At 60.8% G+C, this 17,891-nt stretch carries 21 protein-coding genes; 12 read left to right on the top strand and 9 right to left on the bottom strand.

The annotated features are described in order from the left end of the window. Window position 1: 1 nt before the first annotated feature. Both SHEL_RS10845 and SHEL_RS10840 read left to right on the top strand, forming a co-directional pair. On the top strand, window positions 2-808 hold the full coding sequence (locus SHEL_RS10845) for a glycoside hydrolase family 191 protein (RefSeq protein WP_041422569.1): 807 nt from the start codon (window positions 2-4) through the stop codon (window positions 806-808). Between the two features lie 421 nt (window positions 809-1,229). Further along, on the top strand, window positions 1,230-2,087 hold the full coding sequence (locus tag SHEL_RS10840) for an alpha/beta fold hydrolase (protein WP_012799319.1): 858 nt from the start codon (window positions 1,230-1,232) through the stop codon (window positions 2,085-2,087). 185 nt (window positions 2,088-2,272) lie between these two features. On the opposite strand, the gene SHEL_RS10835 is transcribed toward SHEL_RS10840, so the two are convergent. Next, on the bottom strand, window positions 2,273-2,641 hold the full coding sequence (locus SHEL_RS10835) for a hypothetical protein (protein WP_012799318.1): 369 nt from the start codon (window positions 2,639-2,641) through the stop codon (window positions 2,273-2,275). A 70-nt stretch (window positions 2,642-2,711) separates the two neighbouring features. Between SHEL_RS10835 and SHEL_RS10830 the strand changes: the two genes are divergently transcribed. From SHEL_RS10830 to SHEL_RS15330, 3 genes are all read left to right on the top strand, one after another. After that, window positions 2,712-2,966, top strand: coding sequence for a hypothetical protein (locus SHEL_RS10830; RefSeq protein WP_126513814.1), 255 nt, complete (start codon window positions 2,712-2,714; stop codon window positions 2,964-2,966). After that, window positions 2,959-3,147, top strand: a complete 189-nt coding sequence (locus SHEL_RS10825; RefSeq protein ID WP_041422567.1) for a hypothetical protein — start codon at window positions 2,959-2,961, stop codon at window positions 3,145-3,147. Before SHEL_RS10830 ends, SHEL_RS10825 begins: the two co-directional genes overlap by 8 nt. Before the next feature lie 79 nt (window positions 3,148-3,226). Further along, a complete protein-coding gene (locus SHEL_RS15330; RefSeq protein ID WP_012799316.1) occupies window positions 3,227-3,370 on the top strand; it encodes a hypothetical protein in 144 nt (47 codons plus the stop codon). A gap of 55 nt (window positions 3,371-3,425) precedes the next feature. Here SHEL_RS15330 and SHEL_RS15325 read toward each other — a convergent pair whose 3' ends face one another. From SHEL_RS15325 to argC, 7 genes are all read right to left on the bottom strand, one after another. Continuing rightward, window positions 3,426-3,584 carry a hypothetical protein gene (locus SHEL_RS15325; RefSeq protein WP_169304522.1) on the bottom strand — a complete coding sequence of 53 codons (159 nt, stop codon included), beginning with the start codon at window positions 3,582-3,584 and terminating at the stop codon, window positions 3,426-3,428. Then, window positions 3,560-3,802, bottom strand: coding sequence for a hypothetical protein (locus SHEL_RS10820; RefSeq protein ID WP_012799315.1), 243 nt, complete (start codon window positions 3,800-3,802; stop codon window positions 3,560-3,562). The genes SHEL_RS15325 and SHEL_RS10820 overlap by 25 nt, the downstream gene beginning before the upstream one ends. After that, window positions 3,789-4,121, bottom strand: a complete 333-nt coding sequence (gene cas2 / locus SHEL_RS10815; protein ID WP_169304521.1) for a CRISPR-associated endonuclease Cas2 — start codon at window positions 4,119-4,121, stop codon at window positions 3,789-3,791. Before cas2 ends, SHEL_RS10820 begins: the two co-directional genes overlap by 14 nt. 235 nt (window positions 4,122-4,356) lie before the next feature. Further along, a complete protein-coding gene (locus SHEL_RS10810) occupies window positions 4,357-5,565 on the bottom strand; it encodes an aspartate aminotransferase family protein (protein WP_012799313.1) in 1,209 nt (402 codons plus the stop codon). A 21-nt stretch (window positions 5,566-5,586) separates the two neighbouring features. Beyond that, window positions 5,587-6,579 (bottom strand): acetylglutamate kinase, encoded by a 993-nt coding sequence (gene argB, locus SHEL_RS10805; RefSeq protein ID WP_012799312.1) that lies wholly within the window; start codon window positions 6,577-6,579, stop codon window positions 5,587-5,589. A 36-nt stretch (window positions 6,580-6,615) separates the two neighbouring features. Next, window positions 6,616-7,914 (bottom strand): bifunctional glutamate N-acetyltransferase/amino-acid acetyltransferase ArgJ, encoded by a 1,299-nt coding sequence (gene argJ / locus SHEL_RS10800; RefSeq protein ID WP_012799311.1) that lies wholly within the window; start codon window positions 7,912-7,914, stop codon window positions 6,616-6,618. Continuing rightward, complete coding sequence (gene argC, locus SHEL_RS10795; protein ID WP_012799310.1) at window positions 7,911-8,981, bottom strand: N-acetyl-gamma-glutamyl-phosphate reductase; 1,071 nt, start codon at window positions 8,979-8,981, stop codon at window positions 7,911-7,913. The genes argJ and argC overlap by 4 nt, the downstream gene beginning before the upstream one ends. Before the next feature lie 550 nt (window positions 8,982-9,531). Here argC and rplM point away from each other — a divergent pair. From rplM to SHEL_RS10780, 3 genes are all read left to right on the top strand, one after another. Further along, window positions 9,532-9,969, top strand: a complete 438-nt coding sequence (gene rplM, locus SHEL_RS10790) for a 50S ribosomal protein L13 (RefSeq protein ID WP_012799309.1) — start codon at window positions 9,532-9,534, stop codon at window positions 9,967-9,969. Window positions 9,970-9,971: 2 nt separating this feature from the next. Continuing rightward, on the top strand, window positions 9,972-10,364 hold the full coding sequence (rpsI, locus tag SHEL_RS10785; RefSeq protein ID WP_012799308.1) for a 30S ribosomal protein S9: 393 nt from the start codon (window positions 9,972-9,974) through the stop codon (window positions 10,362-10,364). 163 nt (window positions 10,365-10,527) lie between these two features. After that, a complete protein-coding gene (locus SHEL_RS10780; protein WP_012799307.1) occupies window positions 10,528-11,730 on the top strand; it encodes a zinc ribbon domain-containing protein in 1,203 nt (400 codons plus the stop codon). 102 nt (window positions 11,731-11,832) lie between these two features. Here the strand turns inward: SHEL_RS10780 and SHEL_RS10775 are convergent, their stop codons facing one another. Further along, window positions 11,833-12,636: a rhomboid family intramembrane serine protease gene (locus tag SHEL_RS10775; protein WP_012799306.1), complete on the bottom strand. Its 804-nt coding sequence runs from the start codon at window positions 12,634-12,636 to the stop codon at window positions 11,833-11,835. Window positions 12,637-12,866: 230 nt separating this feature from the next. On the opposite strand from SHEL_RS10775, the gene glmM reads away from it, so the two are divergent. The 4 genes from glmM (at window position 12,867) to pth (ending at window position 17,887) form a co-directional block, all read left to right on the top strand. After that, entirely contained in the window at window positions 12,867-14,219 is a 1,353-nt protein-coding gene (gene glmM, locus SHEL_RS10770) for a phosphoglucosamine mutase (protein WP_012799305.1), read from the top strand. Window positions 14,220-14,391: 172 nt separating this feature from the next. Continuing rightward, entirely contained in the window at window positions 14,392-15,804 is a 1,413-nt protein-coding gene (gene glmU, locus SHEL_RS10765; RefSeq protein ID WP_012799304.1) for a bifunctional UDP-N-acetylglucosamine diphosphorylase/glucosamine-1-phosphate N-acetyltransferase GlmU, read from the top strand. Between the two features lie 96 nt (window positions 15,805-15,900). Beyond that, on the top strand, window positions 15,901-16,857 hold the full coding sequence (locus SHEL_RS10760; protein ID WP_050749658.1) for a ribose-phosphate diphosphokinase: 957 nt from the start codon (window positions 15,901-15,903) through the stop codon (window positions 16,855-16,857). A gap of 457 nt (window positions 16,858-17,314) precedes the next feature. After that, a complete protein-coding gene (pth, locus tag SHEL_RS10755; RefSeq protein WP_012799302.1) occupies window positions 17,315-17,887 on the top strand; it encodes an aminoacyl-tRNA hydrolase in 573 nt (190 codons plus the stop codon). The last annotated feature ends 4 nt before the right edge of the window (window positions 17,888-17,891 follow it).

Here is a 17,891-nt window from a genome sequence, read left to right as displayed (position 1 = left end):
CATGAGCAGCATGAAAAGGATTCTATTGGTCATGTTCTGTCTGGCCATATTGCTTGTCGGATGCAGTACACAGCCTAAAGAATACGGCGTCTTCCTTGGCATCGACAGTGAAGAAATGCATAGGTTGGACAAGTACGACATTGTCGTCATTGAGCCTTCCGCGTTTTCCGCCGAACAGATCGACAAGCTGCATGCAGAAGGGAAGACGGTTTACGGCTACATCAACGTCGGAGCTATCGAGGAATTCCGCCCCTATTACGATCGCTTTCAGGATTTGTTTCTTGGCATCTACGAAGACTGGCCGGATGAGCGATGGATTGATGTATCGTCCCCTCTATGGCAGAACTTTGTCATTGACGGGCTTGGAAAAGACTATGCGGCCATGGGACTGGACGGGTTCTTTCTTGACAATACCGATGTCTATTATCATTTTCCAGAAGATGATGTTTTTCAAGGGCTTTGTACGATCATGAAGGGTCTGAAGAGCTATGGGTTGCCGTTAATTATTAATGGGGGCGATCCTTTTGTCTCAAGATGTATGGAAGAAGACACAGCCCTGTCGCTGTTCGACGGAATCAATCAGGAAACGGTATTTACCAGTATAGATTTCACAAATCAAACCTACGGTCAGCAGTCGGAAGCGGACACGGAGTATTTTCAGGAGTATCTTTCTAAAGCGAAAGAATACGGTCTGTCCGTTTACTTGCTGGAATACAGGGCAGACAGCACGCTGTCAAAACAGATCGACGCTTACTGTGCGAAAAACGGCTTTATCTGGTACAACGCGGATGGGGTAGAGCTGCGGTAGGCGGAATGGAAAAGGAAAAACGGGCGCGCAGAAGCCGGTAAATGCGCTAATGCCCCAACGCAATGTTTCGTATTACCGGTTCCTGCTTAAACATATTCCGATTGCTTTGTGTTTTACGGGTTCCTGAAATCAGGAACCCGTAAAACTACGTGCGCGCAGCCCCTCTCTGGGGTTCGTGACGGCGTTTTCGCTGGTGCTGCGCTCATTCCCGAATTCGTGGCGGAGGACGCGCCATCTAAGGGTTGCTGACCTGGCTTGGGGGAGCGCATGCGTTAACCCGCCCGCACGCGCGGACCGGCTCGGGCGAGGCGCCGGGCGCCGGCTTGCGTTCGTGGGCTGGGGTTGGTACTGTCAAAGAATCGAGATCGTTTATCGCGCCATGTGAAGCCGTGATTGCCGGAGGAGAAGGAGGGTAGCCTGGATGGGCGGCCGGATCGAGAAAATGCGCATCCGCGCGAACGGGGTGGGCGTGACGTGCCACTGCGCCGGGGGCGGCGACGACGCCATCGTGCTGCTGCACGGCGCCGGCGTGGACTCGGCGATGCTCTCCTGGGGGGAGGTGATCCCGCTGCTGTCCGGGCGGTACCGGGTCATCGCGCCCGACCTGCCGGGATACGGGACGAGCGACCGAATAGACGGCGAGTATACGCTGGCGTTCTACGCCGAGGCGGTGAAGGGCGTGGTCGAGGCGTTCGGCGGCGAGCCGGTCGTCCTGGTCGGGCTGTCCTTAGGCGGCGGCATATGCCTGAACATGGCGCTGGCCTACCCGGAGCTCGTCAGGGCCCTCGTGCCGGTCGACGCGTGGGGTCTGTTCGACAGGCTGCCCTGGCACCGGCTGACCCATTGGTTCGTCCACTCCAGGATAAACGACAACCTGTACGCATGGGCGGGCAAGCATCCGTCCGTCATCAGGTTCTCCCTGGAATACAGCCTGTTCGGCGACAAGTCCAGGGTGGGCGACGGCCTGGTCGACGAGATACTGGAGGCAATCCGGGAGCCCGGCGCGGGCAGGCCTTTCGTGTCCTTCCAGCGAAGCGAGATCACGCCCACGGGCCTCGCCACCGACCTGTTCGGGAGGCTCCAGGAAATCGCTGTGCCCACGCTCCTCGTGCACGGCGCGCTCGACCGGGCGGTTCCCGTGGAAGGCGCCATCCTTGCCGGCGAGAAGATCCCAGACTGCGAAGTGTACCTGATGGAGGGATGCAAGCACTGGCCCCAGAAGGAGCGCCCGCAAGAGTTCGCGCGCGTCCTGCAGGCGTACCTTGGGAGGAGGCTCTGACCGGGTTTCTGCGCGAGGGGAAGGGGCGGCCCAACCGGGGCCTAGCCCCGCTTGGCACAGCACGGGCGTGACGGCCCCGCGCAAGGGACGGCAGCCAGAAGCCCCCTTCCCGGCTCGGTGCGCCCGGGATCACATGAACCTCGCGACGGCCCTGAAAAGCCACTTGAAGAACCTGAGCACGTACCTCATCTCAACGCTCCTTCCTCTGAATCCCTGGTCTTCCTTATATCGCGGGCCTCTATCCCCGCCATCGCGCTGTAGGCGTCGGGCGGGTAGCCGGTCTCCGCGCAGGCGGCAGCCGGGTCGTCGGCGATCTCGGGGCGCTTCCTGGCCATGTAGTCATGCAGGAACACTGTGCGCCGGCTTATCGAGGCCGCCTTGTCGTCCGAGTAGTAGAGCGATTCCTTCAGGCTGAACAGGGCGCCGAACACGAGCTGCCCCGATTCGCGCCAAATCACGAGCGAGCCGTCGAGAAAGACCGCAACGAGGTGCTCCATGTACTCGGGGTCGGCCAGGAGGAAGCGCCAGCCCGCCGTCCTGCGCGCGGTCGCCATCGGCCCTTCCGTTTTACGGGTTCCTGAAATCAGGAACCCGTCTAACGTAAATCATGAAGTAGCCCACCAATTGGATGACTTGCTCAAGATTTCTTCGTCGTCCGAATTTGAGAAGATTCTCGATAAGTACGAAGGCGATTTAAAGGGAAATGTTTCTGGTTATGTGCAGAAGCGCGCAAGCGAAGAGGGAACAAGCCTCGACACAGTCAAGAGGGGGTTTCTTGCGGAAGCGTATGCCGAATGGAAGACGAGCGAATCTCCGCGCGAATGCGCGCAAGAGGTTGGCGAGCTTGTTCAAAAACTGTACAATGAAGCGTATGGATAGACAGGAATTCATAGACGAGATGCTGAGGCGCAAGTGGCCGGAGGATTTTATTATGCCGACCATGATTCTCTATGACGCGTTGGCCAAGAACGATCACGGTGGAGATTACGAACCACTGCTCAAGGGAGAGTACAGACCTCCGCAGCACTCACATCCGATTCTCGGCATCGACTTCAGATAAAAGCCCCGCCCCGGCGGGGCTTTTCTTATGCCGGGGTGACCTCGCGCGCATACTGCCGCCTCAGAGGAAGGGAGGCGGAATGGAGATACCCGAGACCGTCCGCATACTGAGGCTGGACTACACGGTCGTGCGCGCCGAGCTGGAGGGCGCGGACGGCGAGATCTCGCCCAGGCGGCAGACCATCACGCTCGCGCCCGGCATGAGCAGGGGGGCGCGAGTTTGACGGCTTCCTGAAATCAGGAAGCCGTCAAACAGAAGCCGCCTCGGAGGGCGGCTAACTACTTATCGATTTCCGATTTGATCTCTTCAATCAACGCCAGGGTCTGTTTATCAAGACCCATATCTGGCTTGTAGGGGTCGTATGTATAATCGCGGTCATCAATAGTATAATCAGAGGCCTTTTCTGGCTCCCTTACAACTTGGTTATCTTGTACCATCGTTTCACCTCGTTTTCAGCTTCCAACAAAGCCAGCGCGGCGTTTTTCGCCTGCTTTGCGTCCGAGGTACGTTCTTTGGCCTTTTCGTACAACTCGTCGAATCTTATTGCAATGATAGAACGTTCTCCATCACGCGGAAAGAACATTTCGTTAACCGTAATCGAATAGGTTTGACGGGTTCCTGAAATCAGGAACCCGTCAAACCTATAGAATGACATGGGATTTTCCTCCCACTAGCAGTTCTTGATCGCTTTTTTCACCCACCAGATACACCATTTTCTCCCACTGCTTTTCTGTAAGGGAAAGCGTCACGACGGTGTCCGTTTCAGGCAGCTTTTCGGCCATTCGTTTGAGGTGCTTGCGAATCGCTTTCCGGTTCGCCACCACGCGCATGTACAGCTCAGGCGCCACCATGACGAACCCGTCGTCACGCAGTGCTTTGCGGAACTTCGGGTATGAGGTTTTCGTTCCATGTTTGTTCGTCGGTTTCAGCGGTACGAGCGTATGGCGCACGTTCGCCTCAGTGGCCATGAGCATGGCGCTCGGTCTTTGGTTGGTTCCGCAGACCACCACCATGATGCTGGCTGATTCTTTGCGAGTTGCCCGACAGATGGGTTCCGGCGGTTTTGATTGCGGCCTTGGCGGCGGCTGAAAGCAACGTGGTATTAGCGACAAGAAACAGCCCCCGGATGCTTGGTTGTTTGCATCCGGGGGCTGAGATGAACCCTGAATCGAACCTTGCGAAGGCCGGCTCGGCGATGGGGGAGTGCGGTTAGCCGAGCAGCTCCTTCATCTGGGCGATCATGACGTCCACATCCGCCTTGGTGCAGACCAGCGGCGGCAGGAAGCGCATGGTGTGGGGACCGGTGTAATTGAGCACCAGGCCCTGGTCGGCTTCAAGGGCTGCCAGAACCAACGCCGGCGCATCCACCGTGTCGTCGAATTCGATGGCATCCATAAGGCCCATGCCGCGGACTTCTTTCATATGGGGCAGGGTTGCCAGCTGTTCGCGCAGGTAAGCACCCGTTTCCTCAATGTTGGCGGCGATGTCGTGCTCCTGGATGTAATCGAGCGTCGTGTTTGCTGCCGTGATTGCCAGGCAGCTGCCGCCGAACGTGGTGCCATGGTCGCCGGGCGAGAAAGTGTCGGCGATTTCGCCACGGGCAGCGCAGGCTCCCATGGGCATGCCGCCGCCGATGCCCTTGGCCATGCTGACCACGTCGGGCACAACGCCGAACTTCTGGAACGCGTAGGGGGTGCCGCAACGGTAGATGCCCGTCTGGACCTCGTCGCACATCATGAGCGCGCCGTGCTTCGTGCACTGTTCGCGCACGGCCTGCATGAACTCCTGGGTGAGGGGCTTGACGCCGCCTTCGCCCTGGATGGGCTCCACGAGAACGGCCGCGATGTCGGTGCCTTGGGCCTCGAACAGGGCTTCCAACGCTGCGACGTCGTTAGGCGGCGTGGCGACGAACCCCGCAGGCAGCGGTTGGAACGCCTCCTGCTTGGCAGGCTGGGCCGTGGCGGCCAACGTCGCCAGCGTGCGTCCGTGGAAGCTGCCCTCCAGCGTGACGATGGTGCCGCCGCGCCCGTTCTTCTTGGCGTGCAGGCGTGCGATCTTCACGGCGCATTCGTTGGATTCGGCGCCGGAGTTCGTGTAGAACGTCTTCCAAACCTCGGGTTCGGCAGCGCCGTGGTTCAGCATGTCGCAAAGCTTCTTCGACAGGTCGCCGCGGCCTTCGACATAGTAGTAGTTGCTGACGTGCATGAGTTTGTGGGCCTGCTCGGCGAGGGCATCCGCCAGCACCGGGTTGCAGTGCCCGATGGCGATCACGCCGATGCCGCCGATGAAGTCCAGATAGGTTTTGCCCTTGTCGTCTACAAGCTCCATGCCCGAGCCGCTGACGAACTCGACGGGCTTGCGGACGAAGGTGGGCATTACGTATTCGTTTTCGAGCTGCTGCTCATGTTCAAGAGTCATAGGTGGTCTCCTCAGCGTGGGTTAGTGGACGATTTCGAATTCGTATTCGTCGCCCTCGGGGTCGATGGACAGGTTTTCGGACAGGCGCTTGGTGAAGCGGTCCAGCGGGTGGCGTTCCAGCTGATCGGCGCTGTCTGCGCGTCGGATCATGGTGCCGATGCCCGAGTCGGTGAGCATTTCGAGCAGGATAGCGTGGGGAATTTTGCCGTTCAGGATGTGGGCGCGGGGCACACCGCCTTTAAGGGCGTGCAGCGCGGCGTTGATCTTGGGAATCATGCCGCTGGCGATCTTGCCGGAAGCGATGAGCTCTTCGGCTTCCTCTTGGGTCATCCACGCGATGAGCGTGTCGGGGTCGGGGTAGTTCTCGTACAGGCCGTTCACGTCCGTCAGGAACATGATCTTGTGGGCGCCGATGGCGGAAGCGATGTCGCCCGCGGCCTCGTCGGCGTTGATGTTGTAGACGCCGTCATCGTCGGCGCTGGCTGCGATGCTTGCGATGATCGGAATGTAGTCCGCGTTGATGAGGTCGTTCAGGTAGCTGGGGTCGATCTCGGAGACCTTGCCCACGCGGCCTAAAGCCGGATCCTTCTGCACGGCCTTCAGCGTGCCGGCGTCGGAGCCCGAAAGGCCCACGGCCAGGTTGCCGTGCTTGTTGACGGCGCGTACCAGCTGGTCGTTCACGTCGCCGGTGAGCACCATCTTCACCACGTCCATGGTGGCGTCGTCGGTCACGCGCAGGCCGTTTTCGAACTTCACGGGGACGTTGAGCTTGTCCAGCATGCGGTTGATGGCTTTGCCGCCGCCGTGAATGATGACGGGGCGCACGCCGATGATCTTCAGCAGCAGGATGTCGGTCATGACCGAATCCATGAGCTCGGGGTCCTCCATGGCCGCGCCGCCGTATTTGATGACGACGGTTTTGCCGGTGACGTCCTTGAACCAGGGCAGCGCCTCGATGAGCGTTTCGGCGCCCTGGGTTTCCAGGATCTGGCGGAAGTCGGAAGTGTATTTCATGAAGTGTTCCTAACGGTTGAGTCGACGGTTGCGCGGCTAGCTGCGGTAGTCGCCGTTGATGTGCACGTAATCGAAGGTCAAATCGCACGACCAGATGGTGGATTCGCCTTCGCCTTCTCCCAGATCGGCGTCGATGACGATCTCCGGGGCTTCGAAGCGGACCAGCATGTCGTCCTCGTCGAAGGGAACGGGCAGACCGGCCTTCAGGACGTTGACACCCATAAGGTCGATGTCCATGTTTTCCTGTCGCATGCGCACGCCGGAGCGCCCGATGGCGGCGGCGATGCGTCCCCAGTTGGCGTCGTGTCCGAAAATTGCGGTCTTGACCAGCATGGAGTTCGCCACGGTGCGCGCGGCGGTTTCGGCTTCGGCATCGTTTGCGGCGCCCGCGATATGCACGGTCAGAAGCTTCGTGGCGCCCTCGCCGTCGGCGGCCATCGCGCGGGCGATGGTAGTGCAGACGTAGGCGACGGCTGCGGCGCACTCGTCGGCGGCGATGCTGCCGGGTTCGATCCACGGCGCGCCTGCGGCGGCGGCTCCGTTTGCCATCAACAGGCAGGTGTCGTTGGTGGACGTGTCGCCGTCCACAGTCACCTTGTTGAAGCTCCCGTCGACTGCTGCGGAAAGTGCCTGCTGGCAGCAGGTCTGGCCTAGCGGCGCATCGGTGGTGATGACCGAGATCATGGTTGCCATGTTCGGCATGATCATACCGGCGCCTTTGGCCATGCCGCCCACGGTGAACGTGGCTTTGTCATAGGCAGGGTCGGCGGTGGTCCAGCTGACGGCAAATTCCTTGGCATGGGTGTCCGTGGTCAGGATAGCGACGGCCGCATCGTGCCCGGCATCTGCGGAAAGCTTGGGCGCAGCCGCGCGGATGGCGGCTTCGAGCTTGCCCATGTCCATGTGGCGGCCGATGACGCCGGTGGACGCGATGAGCACTTCCTCGGTCGCGCACCCCAGGGCCTCGGCTCCGATGGCGGCCATGCGCCGTGCGTTGTCCATACCCACGGTGCCGGTGGCCGCGTTGGCGGTGCCGGAGTTGATGACCACACCTTTGGCGCAGCCCTGCGCGGAATGTTCGCGGCTTACGGCTACGGGTGCGGCGTAAAACTCGTTCTTCGTGAAGGTTCCGGCGCAGCGGGCGGGCGCATCGCTTGCCACAATGGCCAGGTCGAGGCGATCGGGCGTGGCGGGGCGGAAGCATCCAGCCACACCGCATGCCTTGAATCCCTGGGCACTGGTCACGCCGCCGCGTTCGATGACGGCGAAATCGTCGAGGGCCGGCGGCTCCAGCGCCAGCCCGGAAATGTCGAAAAAGTCGGTGGAGTAACTCACAGGGCCCTCGCCATGCCTTCCAGACCGGCGGTCTCGTCGAAGCCGAAGATGATGTTGGCGCACTGGATGGCCTGCGCCGCAGCGCCTTTGCCCAGGTTGTCGATGGTGCTTATTACCGTGACGTACCCGTTGCCGCGGTTCGGGAACACGCCGATGTGCGCGTTGTTCGTGCCTGCGACGCTCGAGGTGCGCGGGCTTTTGCCTGCGGGCAGCACGTGGACGAAGGGGTTGCCCGCGTAGGCATCCTCATAGAGTTTCTGCCAGTCCACATCCTCGGTGGTGACGGGCAGGTGCAGCGTGGCCACCATGCCGCGTGCCAGCGGCGCCAGATGGGGCGTGAACAGGATCTTCGGCGCAGCACCTTCGTTTTCGCCCTGGGACCAGGCCATTTCAAGCTCCATGTCCATTTCGGGGGCGTGGCGGTGCAGAGGCAGGCCGTAGGCCTGGGCGTCCTCGTTGGCCGAACAGTAGTGCGTCTTGTAGGTGGGCTTCTTGCCGGCGCCCGAGATGCCGGAAATGCAGTCGGCGATCACCGTGCCGGAAACCAGGCCCGCACGAACGGCAGGCACCGCGGCCAGCGAGACGGCGGTGGGGTAGCAGCCTGCGCAGCCTACCACCACGGGCTCTCCTTCCGCATGCTTGGCAGCCAGCGCGTCCAGCGCCGCATGGTTAAGTTCGGGCTGTCCGTACGCCGCGCCTTCAAGCAGGTCAGCGGCGGTATGTTCCACGTTGTAGGCCGCTTCGTACACATCCTGGGGAAGACGGAAGTCGGCCGACAGGTCGACCACCGTGACGCCTGCGGCAACAAGGCGCGCCGCGTGATGCATGCCCGCGGTATGGGGCACGGCCAGAAACGCCACGTCGCAATCAAGCACGGCCGGGTCGTCGTGCGGCGTGAAGCAGGCGGGCTCGACGCCCAGAAGCGCCGGATACGTGTCGGCGATGGGGTTGCCTGCGTCGGCGTCGGACGTGACGGCGATCAGTTCGAATTCGGGATGTCGGGCAATCAGCCTAACCAGTTCGGCGCCTGCGTATCCTGCGCCACCGATGACCGCTGCTTTTACCATGTGCATCCTCTCTTTCATAGGTTTATCCGCTTACGGCATGGTACCCGTTTTCCCGAATGCGAACTGCGGAAACACGGACTTTGCCTCTAAGCGGCGGTTTCTGCGCCCTTAACTATATAAGACCGCGTCCCGATCGATCGTGCGCGGTCTTATGTTTAGTGCATAAATTCTAATCTCAATGTTATAAAAATGATAAAAAGATTGAAAACCATGCATAAATATACACATTGCCACCATATGAGAAACAGATTGCGTACCGCTTAGCCGCTTCGCGCCGATGCCCTGCACGGCATTGCCGGGGTTTGTTCAGGCGAGATGCCTGCGCGAATACGTGGGAATTGTGTGGTCGCTTCGCCAAGGGACGAAAACCCTTGTTGACGTTGGGCGATTTCCTTCATATACTGCAAAAGTTCGCTTTCAATAGCCCCGGAAATTGCTGTGAATCGGACACGGTCGGAAGGGAGTCCAGGCCCGGAAAACCGGTTCGGGGTGGGACCTGAACAGTTCGAGAGCGGCACTATTGATTATGAACATGTAAACGGAGGATATCGTGAAAACGTATTACGCAAAGCCGAGTGAGGTTGAGCGCGAGTGGTTCGTCATCGACGCCACCGACCAGGTTCTGGGTCGCGTTGCTGCTAAGGCTGCCATGATTCTCAAGGGCAAGCACAAGCCGACGTATACCCCGCATATCGACACCGGCGACTTTGTCATCATCGTGAATGCTGACAAGATCAAGGTGACCGGTACCAAGGCCGCTAACAAGGAATACTATCGTCATTCCGGCCATCCGGGCGGACTGAAGAAGGAAACCTTCACCGAGGCCATGGAGAAGCATCCTGAGCGCGTTATCGAGCATGCCGTCAAGGGCATGCTGCCCAAGAACACTCTGGGCCGCAAGCAGGGTTTGAAGCTGAAGGTGTACGTTGGTCCTGATCATCCGCATCAGGCTCAGAAGCCCCGTGAGATCAAGATTGAGGAGTTGTAACAATGGCAGGTGAAGCAATTTACTACGGCACTGGCCGTCGCAAGAACGCCGTTGCTCGCGTCCGCTTGGTCCCCGGCACCGGCAAGGTCACGGTCAACGGCCGTGAAGCTGCCCAGTACTTCGGCCGCGAAGCCCTGGTTGATTACGCCATGGCACCGTTCAAGGTAACCGACACCATGGGTCATTTCGACGTCATCGCTCGTTGCAATGGCGGCGGAATTTCCGGACAGGCTGGCGCTCTGCGTCACGGCATCAGCCGTGCGCTGCTCGAGGCCGGCGAGTATCGTCCCGAGCTCAAGAAGGCTGGCTTCCTGACCCGCGACCCTCGTATGGTCGAGCGCAAGAAGTACGGTCTGAAGAAGGCCCGCAAGCGTCCGCAGTTCTCCAAGCGCTAAGCTTCGAGTTCCAAAGACTACAAGAAAGCCGTCCTTCGGGGCGGCTTTTTTGTTGCTGCGGCACGTTGCCTGCTGTCGCGCCCCATGCCGCCGAAGTTGTGCAACCCATTGCGAATCAAGCCCGTATAATCGTTATGGGAACCGTATTGGAGAAGGGACGGATATGTATTGCCAGCAGTGCGGAAACCAGATTCCCGACAACGTGAGATTCTGCAACAATTGCGGTGCGCCGACAGGCGCAGCTCAGACCCCCGGAATTTCCCAGGCACAGCAGATGGCTCCAGCCGCACCGAAGAAGTCCAAGGTGCCGATCGTCATAGCGGCCGTCGCAGCCGTGGCGCTCATCGCGGGCATCGGTGTTTTCGCTCTGACTCGCGGATCCGGCGCGGAGGTAGAGGAGGCGGCCATCAACATCGCTGTTGAAGCCGACGGCCTTGATGGCGAAGGGTCGCCGGTGCCCGTGTGCGTCAAGGGCCGAACCGCCGAGGGCGACAAGGTGGACCAAGAGCTGTTCGCTACGACCGACGAACCCGCTTCTGTCAATTTGGAGCCAGGTGAATACAAGGTGAGCGTTCCGGCATCTCCGATCGCCGCAGGTGGCGAAATGTACGACGTGCCCGATGACGTGGCCGTGGTGTCTGTCGATAAGAAGGGTGGGATTTCCTACGATACCGAAGATGCCGACGGCGAATCGGCCATTTCCGGCGTGGAAAACGAAATGAACGTCCGATTGATAGAGGCTGATCCCGACGGCGTGCGGGATGACGAGCTCGATGCGGCGTTGGAATGGGCCCAGAAAGCCGTTGACGAGGGGCTGCTTTCCGAAGGGCAGCTGGAAGACCTGAAGATGGCGGCGATGTATTGGACGCATCGCGCTGCAGATTCGAAGCCTGCAGCCGAGGAGGCACCCGAGCCCGAAGCCGAAGAGAAAACCGAGCCCGAAAAAACGGTTGAACCCGAGCCTGCCGAAAGCGGGTTGGACGACGAAGCCATGATCAAGGTGGCATCCGACTTCTGCTGGTCGTTCTTCAGCCAGTGGAGTCTGGACGAGTCCGGCACCATGACAATCGTGGAGGGCGACCCCTGGATGGCCTACATCGAGCCCGGCTCCAACGCATCGTGGGCGTTCGACTTCGAAGGTCCGCTGTACCTGGGCGCCGCGCCGAACGCCGACAGCGTGGAGCTTACCACCGAGGGCCAACCCGACAACGTGGTCAAGGCGACGGTGCGGTTCTGGGCAACGCAGTCGATGGTGAGTGCCGACCAATGGGCCCAAATGCAGGCCGACGGACCCGACAACACCATCACGGTGTACCTGACCATCGGCGAGAGCGGGCTGATAACCGACATCGCGACCGAGTGGTAGCCGTCGGGCCGTGCCGTAGGGAACACAAAAGCGCCCTCCTCATGACGGGGAGGGCGCTTCGCATGTTTGGGGCTGCGCGGCCGGCGGCCGCCACGTGCGCTTCTATCGTTTGTCCAGGTCGAGGGCCTCTTCGCGCATCTCTTCCTTCTGATGGGGGCGGGCGGAATCGTAGCGCCGGTTGAAGTCGTTCTGGGCTGCCATGGCGGCATCGTGGGCGGCCGTGGCGGCGTCGTAGTCGTAGCCGGGATTCGGCTTGGGGATGTAGGGCGCCGGGATGTGCCCCGCGTCGATTTCGCGCTGGACGGCGACGCGCATCAGCTCGTACATGGGGATGGACGCCAAAAGGCCGCAAATCATGCCGCCGATGTGCGCCTCCATGGCGATGCCTGGCGTCAGACCGATGATGATGTTCAACACCAAGAACCCGAAGAAGCCCTTGAGGTCCGAAGACGAGGTCGGGCGCATGAACACCACGGGCTTGCGATGCTCGCGGACGAGCAGGTAGCCGTAGGCTCCGAACAGGCCGAACAGGGCGCCGGACGCGCCCACGACGCCTCCGTTCTCGCCGGCGGCTATCATGACCGCCATGGACGTCAGGCCTCCGGCGATGCCTGACAAAAAGTAGATGATGAGGAACCGCACCGGCCCGAACACGTCCTCGATGACGGTGCCGATGTAATACATCGTGATCATGTTGCAAAGCAGATGCATCAGCCCGCCATGCAGGAACATCGACGTGATGAGGGTGTAGTACTGGCCGTCCAACAGGCTGGACGTGGTCAGCACGCCCGCGTTGTACAGCGTGTAGCCCTGGGTCATGCCGAGCACTTCGAGCACGGCGAAAACCACGACGTTGATGACGATCAACGAGCAGGTGAGGGGGTAGTTGCGAAAATCGAAGTCCATGTCGCTCCGTTCCATGGGGAATGTCTTGCGACATTATGCCACATCGGCGCCGCCGCCCGACCGCACCGGGCCCGCCATCACGCCATCCGCACGTGTCTTTGGCGTCAGGGCAAATCGTCCAACTGTATTCATATATAGGTATGGATGGCGCATTTTCGCAGCTCTGCTAAAATACAAGGCTGTGCCTACACGGCTTTTCATCGGTACCATTCGAGAACAAGGGGTCCCTCATGGCTCGACTCTTCGGAACAGACGGCGTGCGCGGTGTTGCAAACACCGAGCTGACCTGCGCCATTGCATATCGTCTTGGTCAGGCTGCCGCCACTTTCCTGGGTTCATCCATCGTAGTGGGGCGCGATACGCGCAAGAGCGGCGATATGCTGCAGGCCGCGGTCGTCGCAGGCATCACGAGCGCGGGCGGCGATGCGCTGCTCGCGGGCGTCATCCCGACGCCCGGCGTGGCTCTGCTGGTGCGCGAGCTGAGGGCTGCGGGCGGCATCGTCATTTCCGCCTCCCACAACCCTCCTGAATATAACGGCATCAAGTTTTTCGACGACCAGGGTTTCAAGCTCCCCGACGACGTGGAGGATTCCATCCAGGCCTTCGTCGAAAGCGGCGGACTCGAGGCCAACCTCGCCGAGGGCGAATCCATGCCTGTGGGCGATTCCGTCGGCGCCGCCGTCGACGTGGACGAGGCCTGCGAGATCTACATCCAGCACGCCGTCGACAGCGTGACGTCCCAGGGCATCACGTTCGAAGGCATGCACATCGCCCTCGACACCGGGCACGGAGCCTCGTCGCTGACCAGCGCCGAAGCACTGCGCCGCCTGGGTGCCCAGGTCACGGTCATCAACGACGACTTCGACGGCAACGACATCAACGTGGGGTGTGGGTCCACCAACCTGGGCCCCTTGAAGCAGCTGATGGCCGAATGCGGCGCCGATGTGGGCATCGCCCACGACGGGGACGCGGACCGCGTCATGCTGATGGCGAAGGACGGCACCGACATCGACGGCGACCGTGTCGAAGCCGTCATGGCCGTCGACATGAAGATGCGCGGCGCCCTGCCGCAGGACACGGTGGTTTCCACCGTCATGACCAACCTCGGCTTCGTGCGCGCCATGCATGCCAACGGCATCAAGGTCATCCAGACCAAGGTGGGCGACCGCTACGTGCTGGAAGCCATGCGCGAAGGCGGCTACGCCATCGGCGGCGAGCAGTCCGGCCACATGATCATGCTGGATTACAACTCCACGGGCGACGGGCTGGTCACGGCCTGCCAGTTCCTGGCGGCCGTCAAGCGCAGCGGCAAAACCGTGGACGAGGCCATCAAGGTCATGGAGCGTCTGCCCCAGACGCTCGTCAACGTGCGCGTCCGCGACAAGCATCTGCTGGACGACAACGAGCCCATCTGGGCTTCCGTCCGCGAGGCCGAACAGGCCATGGGAGATGCCGGCCGCGTGCTGGTCCGCACCAGCGGAACCGAGCCCCTGGTCCGCGTCATGGTTGAAGCCGTCGACAAGAAGACCGCCGAGGAGAAGGCCGAGGCCATCGCCTCCGTGGTACGGGCCGAAATCGGCTAACCGAAGCGTCGCGGCACCTTCGCCGCAGCTGCCATATCGAACATGCAACCGCGCTTCATCAGGGGCGCGGTTGCCTCGTCTTTGCATCATTCGTGCGTTTCCCCAATACGCGGGTGTTCACTGATATACTAAGCGGACTTATTCAACCGTTAGTTTTGAAATGTAGGTGTACATGCAAGCCAAGGCTTTGATTCTCGCGGCCGGCGCTGGAACGCGCATGAAATCGGAAAAACCGAAGGTCGCACACGAAGTGTTGGGCAAGCCGCTCGTACGTTGGGTCATCGACGCAGCTCGCGACGCTGGTATTACTGAAGTCGTTACCGTGCTCGGCCACAAGGCCGACCAGGTTGAACCGCTGGTTACGGACACGACCGTCGTATTCCAAGAGCAGCGCCTGGGCACGGGTCACGCCGTGAATGCCGCCCGTGACGCGTTCGCCAACGACGGAGCCGTGGTACCTGGTTCGCTGGTGGTCCTTTCCGGCGACTGCCCCCTCATCACCCCTGAAACCATCGCCGCGCTGGTTGAGACGCGCGAATCCACCGATGCCGCCGTGGTGGTGCTTACCATGGACATGGACGACCCCACCGGGTACGGCCGCATCATCCGCGATGCCGACGACGCCGTTGCCCGCATCGTGGAGCAGAAGGACTGCACGCCCGAAGAGGCGGCCGTCACCGAGTGCAACGCCGGGTTCTACTGCTTCGACACGCCGGCGCTGTTCGAGGCGCTGTCCCATGTGTCTAACAACAATGCCCAGGGCGAGTACTACCTGACCGACGTGCTGGAAATCTGCCGCAACGCAGGTCGTAAGGTTTTGGCCTACAAGACCGCCGACGCCGAAGAGGCCATGGGCGTGAACTCCCGCGTCCAGCTGTCGCAGGCAACCCGCGCCATGCAGCACCGCATCAACACCCGTCACATGATGGCGGGCGTCACCATGATGGACCCCACCACCGTCTGGATCGGACCGGACGTGCGTATCGAAAACGATGTGGAGCTGCTGCCCCAGGTCATGCTTATGGGCGCCACCACCATCGGCCGCGACAGCGTTATCGGCCCCAACACCCGTCTGACCGACACCGTGGTCGGCTGCGGCTGCAAGGTGGACGAGACCGTGGCTATCGAGGCCCAGATTGACGACGGGGCTTCCACGGGCCCCCGAGCCTACCTGCGCCCGCAGGCTCACCTGTGCAAGAACGCAAAGGCCGGCACTCACGTGGAGATCAAGAAATCCACCATCGGCGAAGGCAGCAAGGTGCCTCATCTGTCTTACATCGGCGACACCGAGATGGGCGCCGGCGTCAACATCGGCGCAGGCTCCATCACGTGCAATTACGACGGCGTGAACAAGCACAAGACGGTCATCGGAGACAATGTGTTCGTCGGTTCCGACACCATGATGGTCGCCCCGGTGACCATCGGTGAGGGCGCCGTTATCGGGGCTTCGTCCTGCATCACGCACGACGTGGCGCCGGACGCGCTGGCCCTTGAGCGGTCCGAGCAGAGGGAGATTCCCAATTGGGCCCCCAAGCACCTCGAGAAGCTCAAGGCCCAGAAGGAAGCTTCGAAGACGCAGCAATAAGTGGGGGCTTTCAAGCTTTCAGGCGCTATTCACACCTGTGCGGTACTAGAATAGGAACATCGGCAAACGGGGGAACGGAACGAAGGAGAACGTATGCTGACCGAGATGACGAAGGAGATGGCAATTTTCAGCGGTTCGGTGAATCCGAAGCTTGCTGAGGAGATCGCCGATCAGTTGGGCATGCCGTTGGGCAACATCAAACACGAGAAGTTCGCGAACGGCGAAATCTACTGCCGCTACCTCGAGAACATCCGCGGCGATGACGTGTTCTTGATCCAGTCCGTCGCCGGCGAGCACATCAACGACGCGCTCATGGAGCTGCTCATCATGATCGATGCTGCCAAGCGCGCATCCGCCCGCTCCATTTCGGCCGTCATCACGCATTACGGCTACGCTCGTCAGGAGCGCAAGGCTTCTCCCCGCGAGCCCATTACGGCGAAGCTTGTTGCCGACATGCTTCAGGTCGCCGGTATTTCGAACATCATCACCATCGACCTGCATGCGGCTGCAACCCAGGGCTTCTTCAACGTCCCGGTGAACCACATGACTGCACTGCCGATTTTTGTTGACTACTTCAAGCAGAAGGGCTTCGACCCCGCGAGCCTGTGCGTGGTGTCGCCTGATGTGGGTCGCGCCAAGGAAGCCAAGAAGATGCAGATGCGGCTCGATTCCGACATCGCCATCATGCATAAGGACCGCCCGCGCCACAACCAGGCCGAGATTACCGCGCTCATCGGCGACGTCGAGGGCAAGATCTGCATCATCAACGACGACATGATCGACACGGCCGGATCCCTGGTGGCCGCCGCCGCAACGCTGAAGGCAAAGGGTGCCGAGCGCATCTTCGCTTGCGCGACGCACGGCATCTTCAGCGGTCCCGCTTACGATCGTATCGAGAACTCGATCATCGAAGAGGTCGTCGTCTCCAACACGATTCCTGTTCCGCTGGAGCGTCAGACTGGCAAGATAAAGGTGCTGTCCGTGGCGCCGCTGCTTGCCAAGACCATGAAGGCCGCTTACGAGAACGGGTCGATTTCCGCCCTGTTCAACTAGGAATTGCTCTGTTGAAGGGCCGTCGAGAGGCGGCCCTTTTTGATGTTTGGACCCAGGATTGGGCACGGCTCTACCAAGTTCGAAACCCCATTGAGGCAGGAAACGCGCGTTTTTTGCATCATTCGGGCCAGATGGAAGGCGCATCATCTGGTTTTCGGCGATTCGAATGCTGTTCAGCCTTCTCGATGTGGTTGAAACCACGCGTTTCGATGCCTGTCAGGAGTGACTGGTGCAAAAAACGCGCATATCCTACCTCATTCATGGTTCAGATGTGGTAACGGGCGGATCCTTGGAGATTGTGTGACCCCGGCGTGGCCCGTCCCTAAAGCGACAAACCCCTGCGAGCCGCACCGCGGACTTGATGCGGGAAATGCGTCTTTTGCAGCATCGGGGGCACAGGCGGATGCTTCGGGGTATAATGCCACAGCTGAACGACGACGATTGGAAGGGCGAATGCATGCGCCTCATAGTGGGCCTGGGCAATCCGGGTGAGGAATACGACCATACGCGGCACAACGCCGGCTTCGACACGGTGTCGCTGCTGGCCGAGGAGCTGCGCGTCAATTATTGGAAGACCGAGTGCGGCGCCCTTACGGCGAAAACCACGTATCGCGGCGAGGACGTCCTGTTGGCGAAACCCCAGAGCTTCATGAACGTCTCGGGCGGGCCGGTCAAGCAGCTGTGCGCGAAATACGAGGTCGACCCGAAAACCGACCTCATCGTCATCCATGACGAGCTGGACATCGACCCGGGCACCATCCGCGTGAAGTTCGGCGGGGGGCTGGCGGGCCACAACGGCCTGAAGTCCATCGACGCCAAGCTCCAGACCCGCGACTGGCTGCGAATCCGCATCGGCATCGGCCGCCCTCCGGGACGCATGCCCGTCACCGATTGGGTCTTGAGCAAGCCGAAGAAAGAAGCATGGGACGACTTCGTGCAGGGCACCCAGCTCGGCTGCGAGGCAGTGCTCTACTACATGGACAACGGCCTGGACAAGGCTCAGCAGAAGTACAACTCGTCGGCCAAATAGCCCG

It is taken from the genome of Slackia heliotrinireducens DSM 20476 (assembly GCF_000023885.1).
Lineage (GTDB): Bacteria > Actinomycetota > Coriobacteriia > Coriobacteriales > Eggerthellaceae > Slackia > Slackia heliotrinireducens.
This window is presented reverse-complemented; position numbering and strand designations above follow the sequence as displayed.

What these genes read in the sequence shown, in the direction of transcription:
- glmM (WP_012799305.1), top strand. Translation starts at nt 12,867, where the DNA reads ATGGCTCGACTCTTCGGAACAGACGGCGTGCGCGGTGTTGCAAACACC.
- argC (WP_012799310.1), bottom strand. Translation starts at nt 8,981, where the DNA reads ATGGTAAAAGCAGCGGTCATCGGTGGCGCAGGATACGCAGGCGCCGAA.
- argB (WP_012799312.1), bottom strand. Translation starts at nt 6,579, where the DNA reads ATGAAATACACTTCCGACTTCCGCCAGATCCTGGAAACCCAGGGCGCC.
- SHEL_RS10840 (WP_012799319.1), top strand. Translation starts at nt 1,230, where the DNA reads ATGGGCGGCCGGATCGAGAAAATGCGCATCCGCGCGAACGGGGTGGGC.
- cas2 (WP_169304521.1), bottom strand. Translation starts at nt 4,121, where the DNA reads ATGCTCATGGCCACTGAGGCGAACGTGCGCCATACGCTCGTACCGCTG.
- SHEL_RS10775 (WP_012799306.1), bottom strand. Translation starts at nt 12,636, where the DNA reads ATGGACTTCGATTTTCGCAACTACCCCCTCACCTGCTCGTTGATCGTC.
- rpsI (WP_012799308.1), top strand. Translation starts at nt 9,972, where the DNA reads ATGGCAGGTGAAGCAATTTACTACGGCACTGGCCGTCGCAAGAACGCC.
- SHEL_RS15330 (WP_012799316.1), top strand. Translation starts at nt 3,227, where the DNA reads ATGGAGATACCCGAGACCGTCCGCATACTGAGGCTGGACTACACGGTC.
- pth (WP_012799302.1), top strand. Translation starts at nt 17,315, where the DNA reads ATGCGCCTCATAGTGGGCCTGGGCAATCCGGGTGAGGAATACGACCAT.
- SHEL_RS10820 (WP_012799315.1), bottom strand. Translation starts at nt 3,802, where the DNA reads ATGTCATTCTATAGGTTTGACGGGTTCCTGATTTCAGGAACCCGTCAA.
- SHEL_RS10810 (WP_012799313.1), bottom strand. Translation starts at nt 5,565, where the DNA reads ATGACTCTTGAACATGAGCAGCAGCTCGAAAACGAATACGTAATGCCC.
- SHEL_RS10780 (WP_012799307.1), top strand. Translation starts at nt 10,528, where the DNA reads ATGTATTGCCAGCAGTGCGGAAACCAGATTCCCGACAACGTGAGATTC.
- SHEL_RS15325 (WP_169304522.1), bottom strand. Translation starts at nt 3,584, where the DNA reads ATGGTACAAGATAACCAAGTTGTAAGGGAGCCAGAAAAGGCCTCTGAT.
- SHEL_RS10845 (WP_041422569.1), top strand. Translation starts at nt 2, where the DNA reads ATGAGCAGCATGAAAAGGATTCTATTGGTCATGTTCTGTCTGGCCATA.
- SHEL_RS10825 (WP_041422567.1), top strand. Translation starts at nt 2,959, where the DNA reads ATGGATAGACAGGAATTCATAGACGAGATGCTGAGGCGCAAGTGGCCG.
- glmU (WP_012799304.1), top strand. Translation starts at nt 14,392, where the DNA reads ATGCAAGCCAAGGCTTTGATTCTCGCGGCCGGCGCTGGAACGCGCATG.
- SHEL_RS10835 (WP_012799318.1), bottom strand. Translation starts at nt 2,641, where the DNA reads ATGGCGACCGCGCGCAGGACGGCGGGCTGGCGCTTCCTCCTGGCCGAC.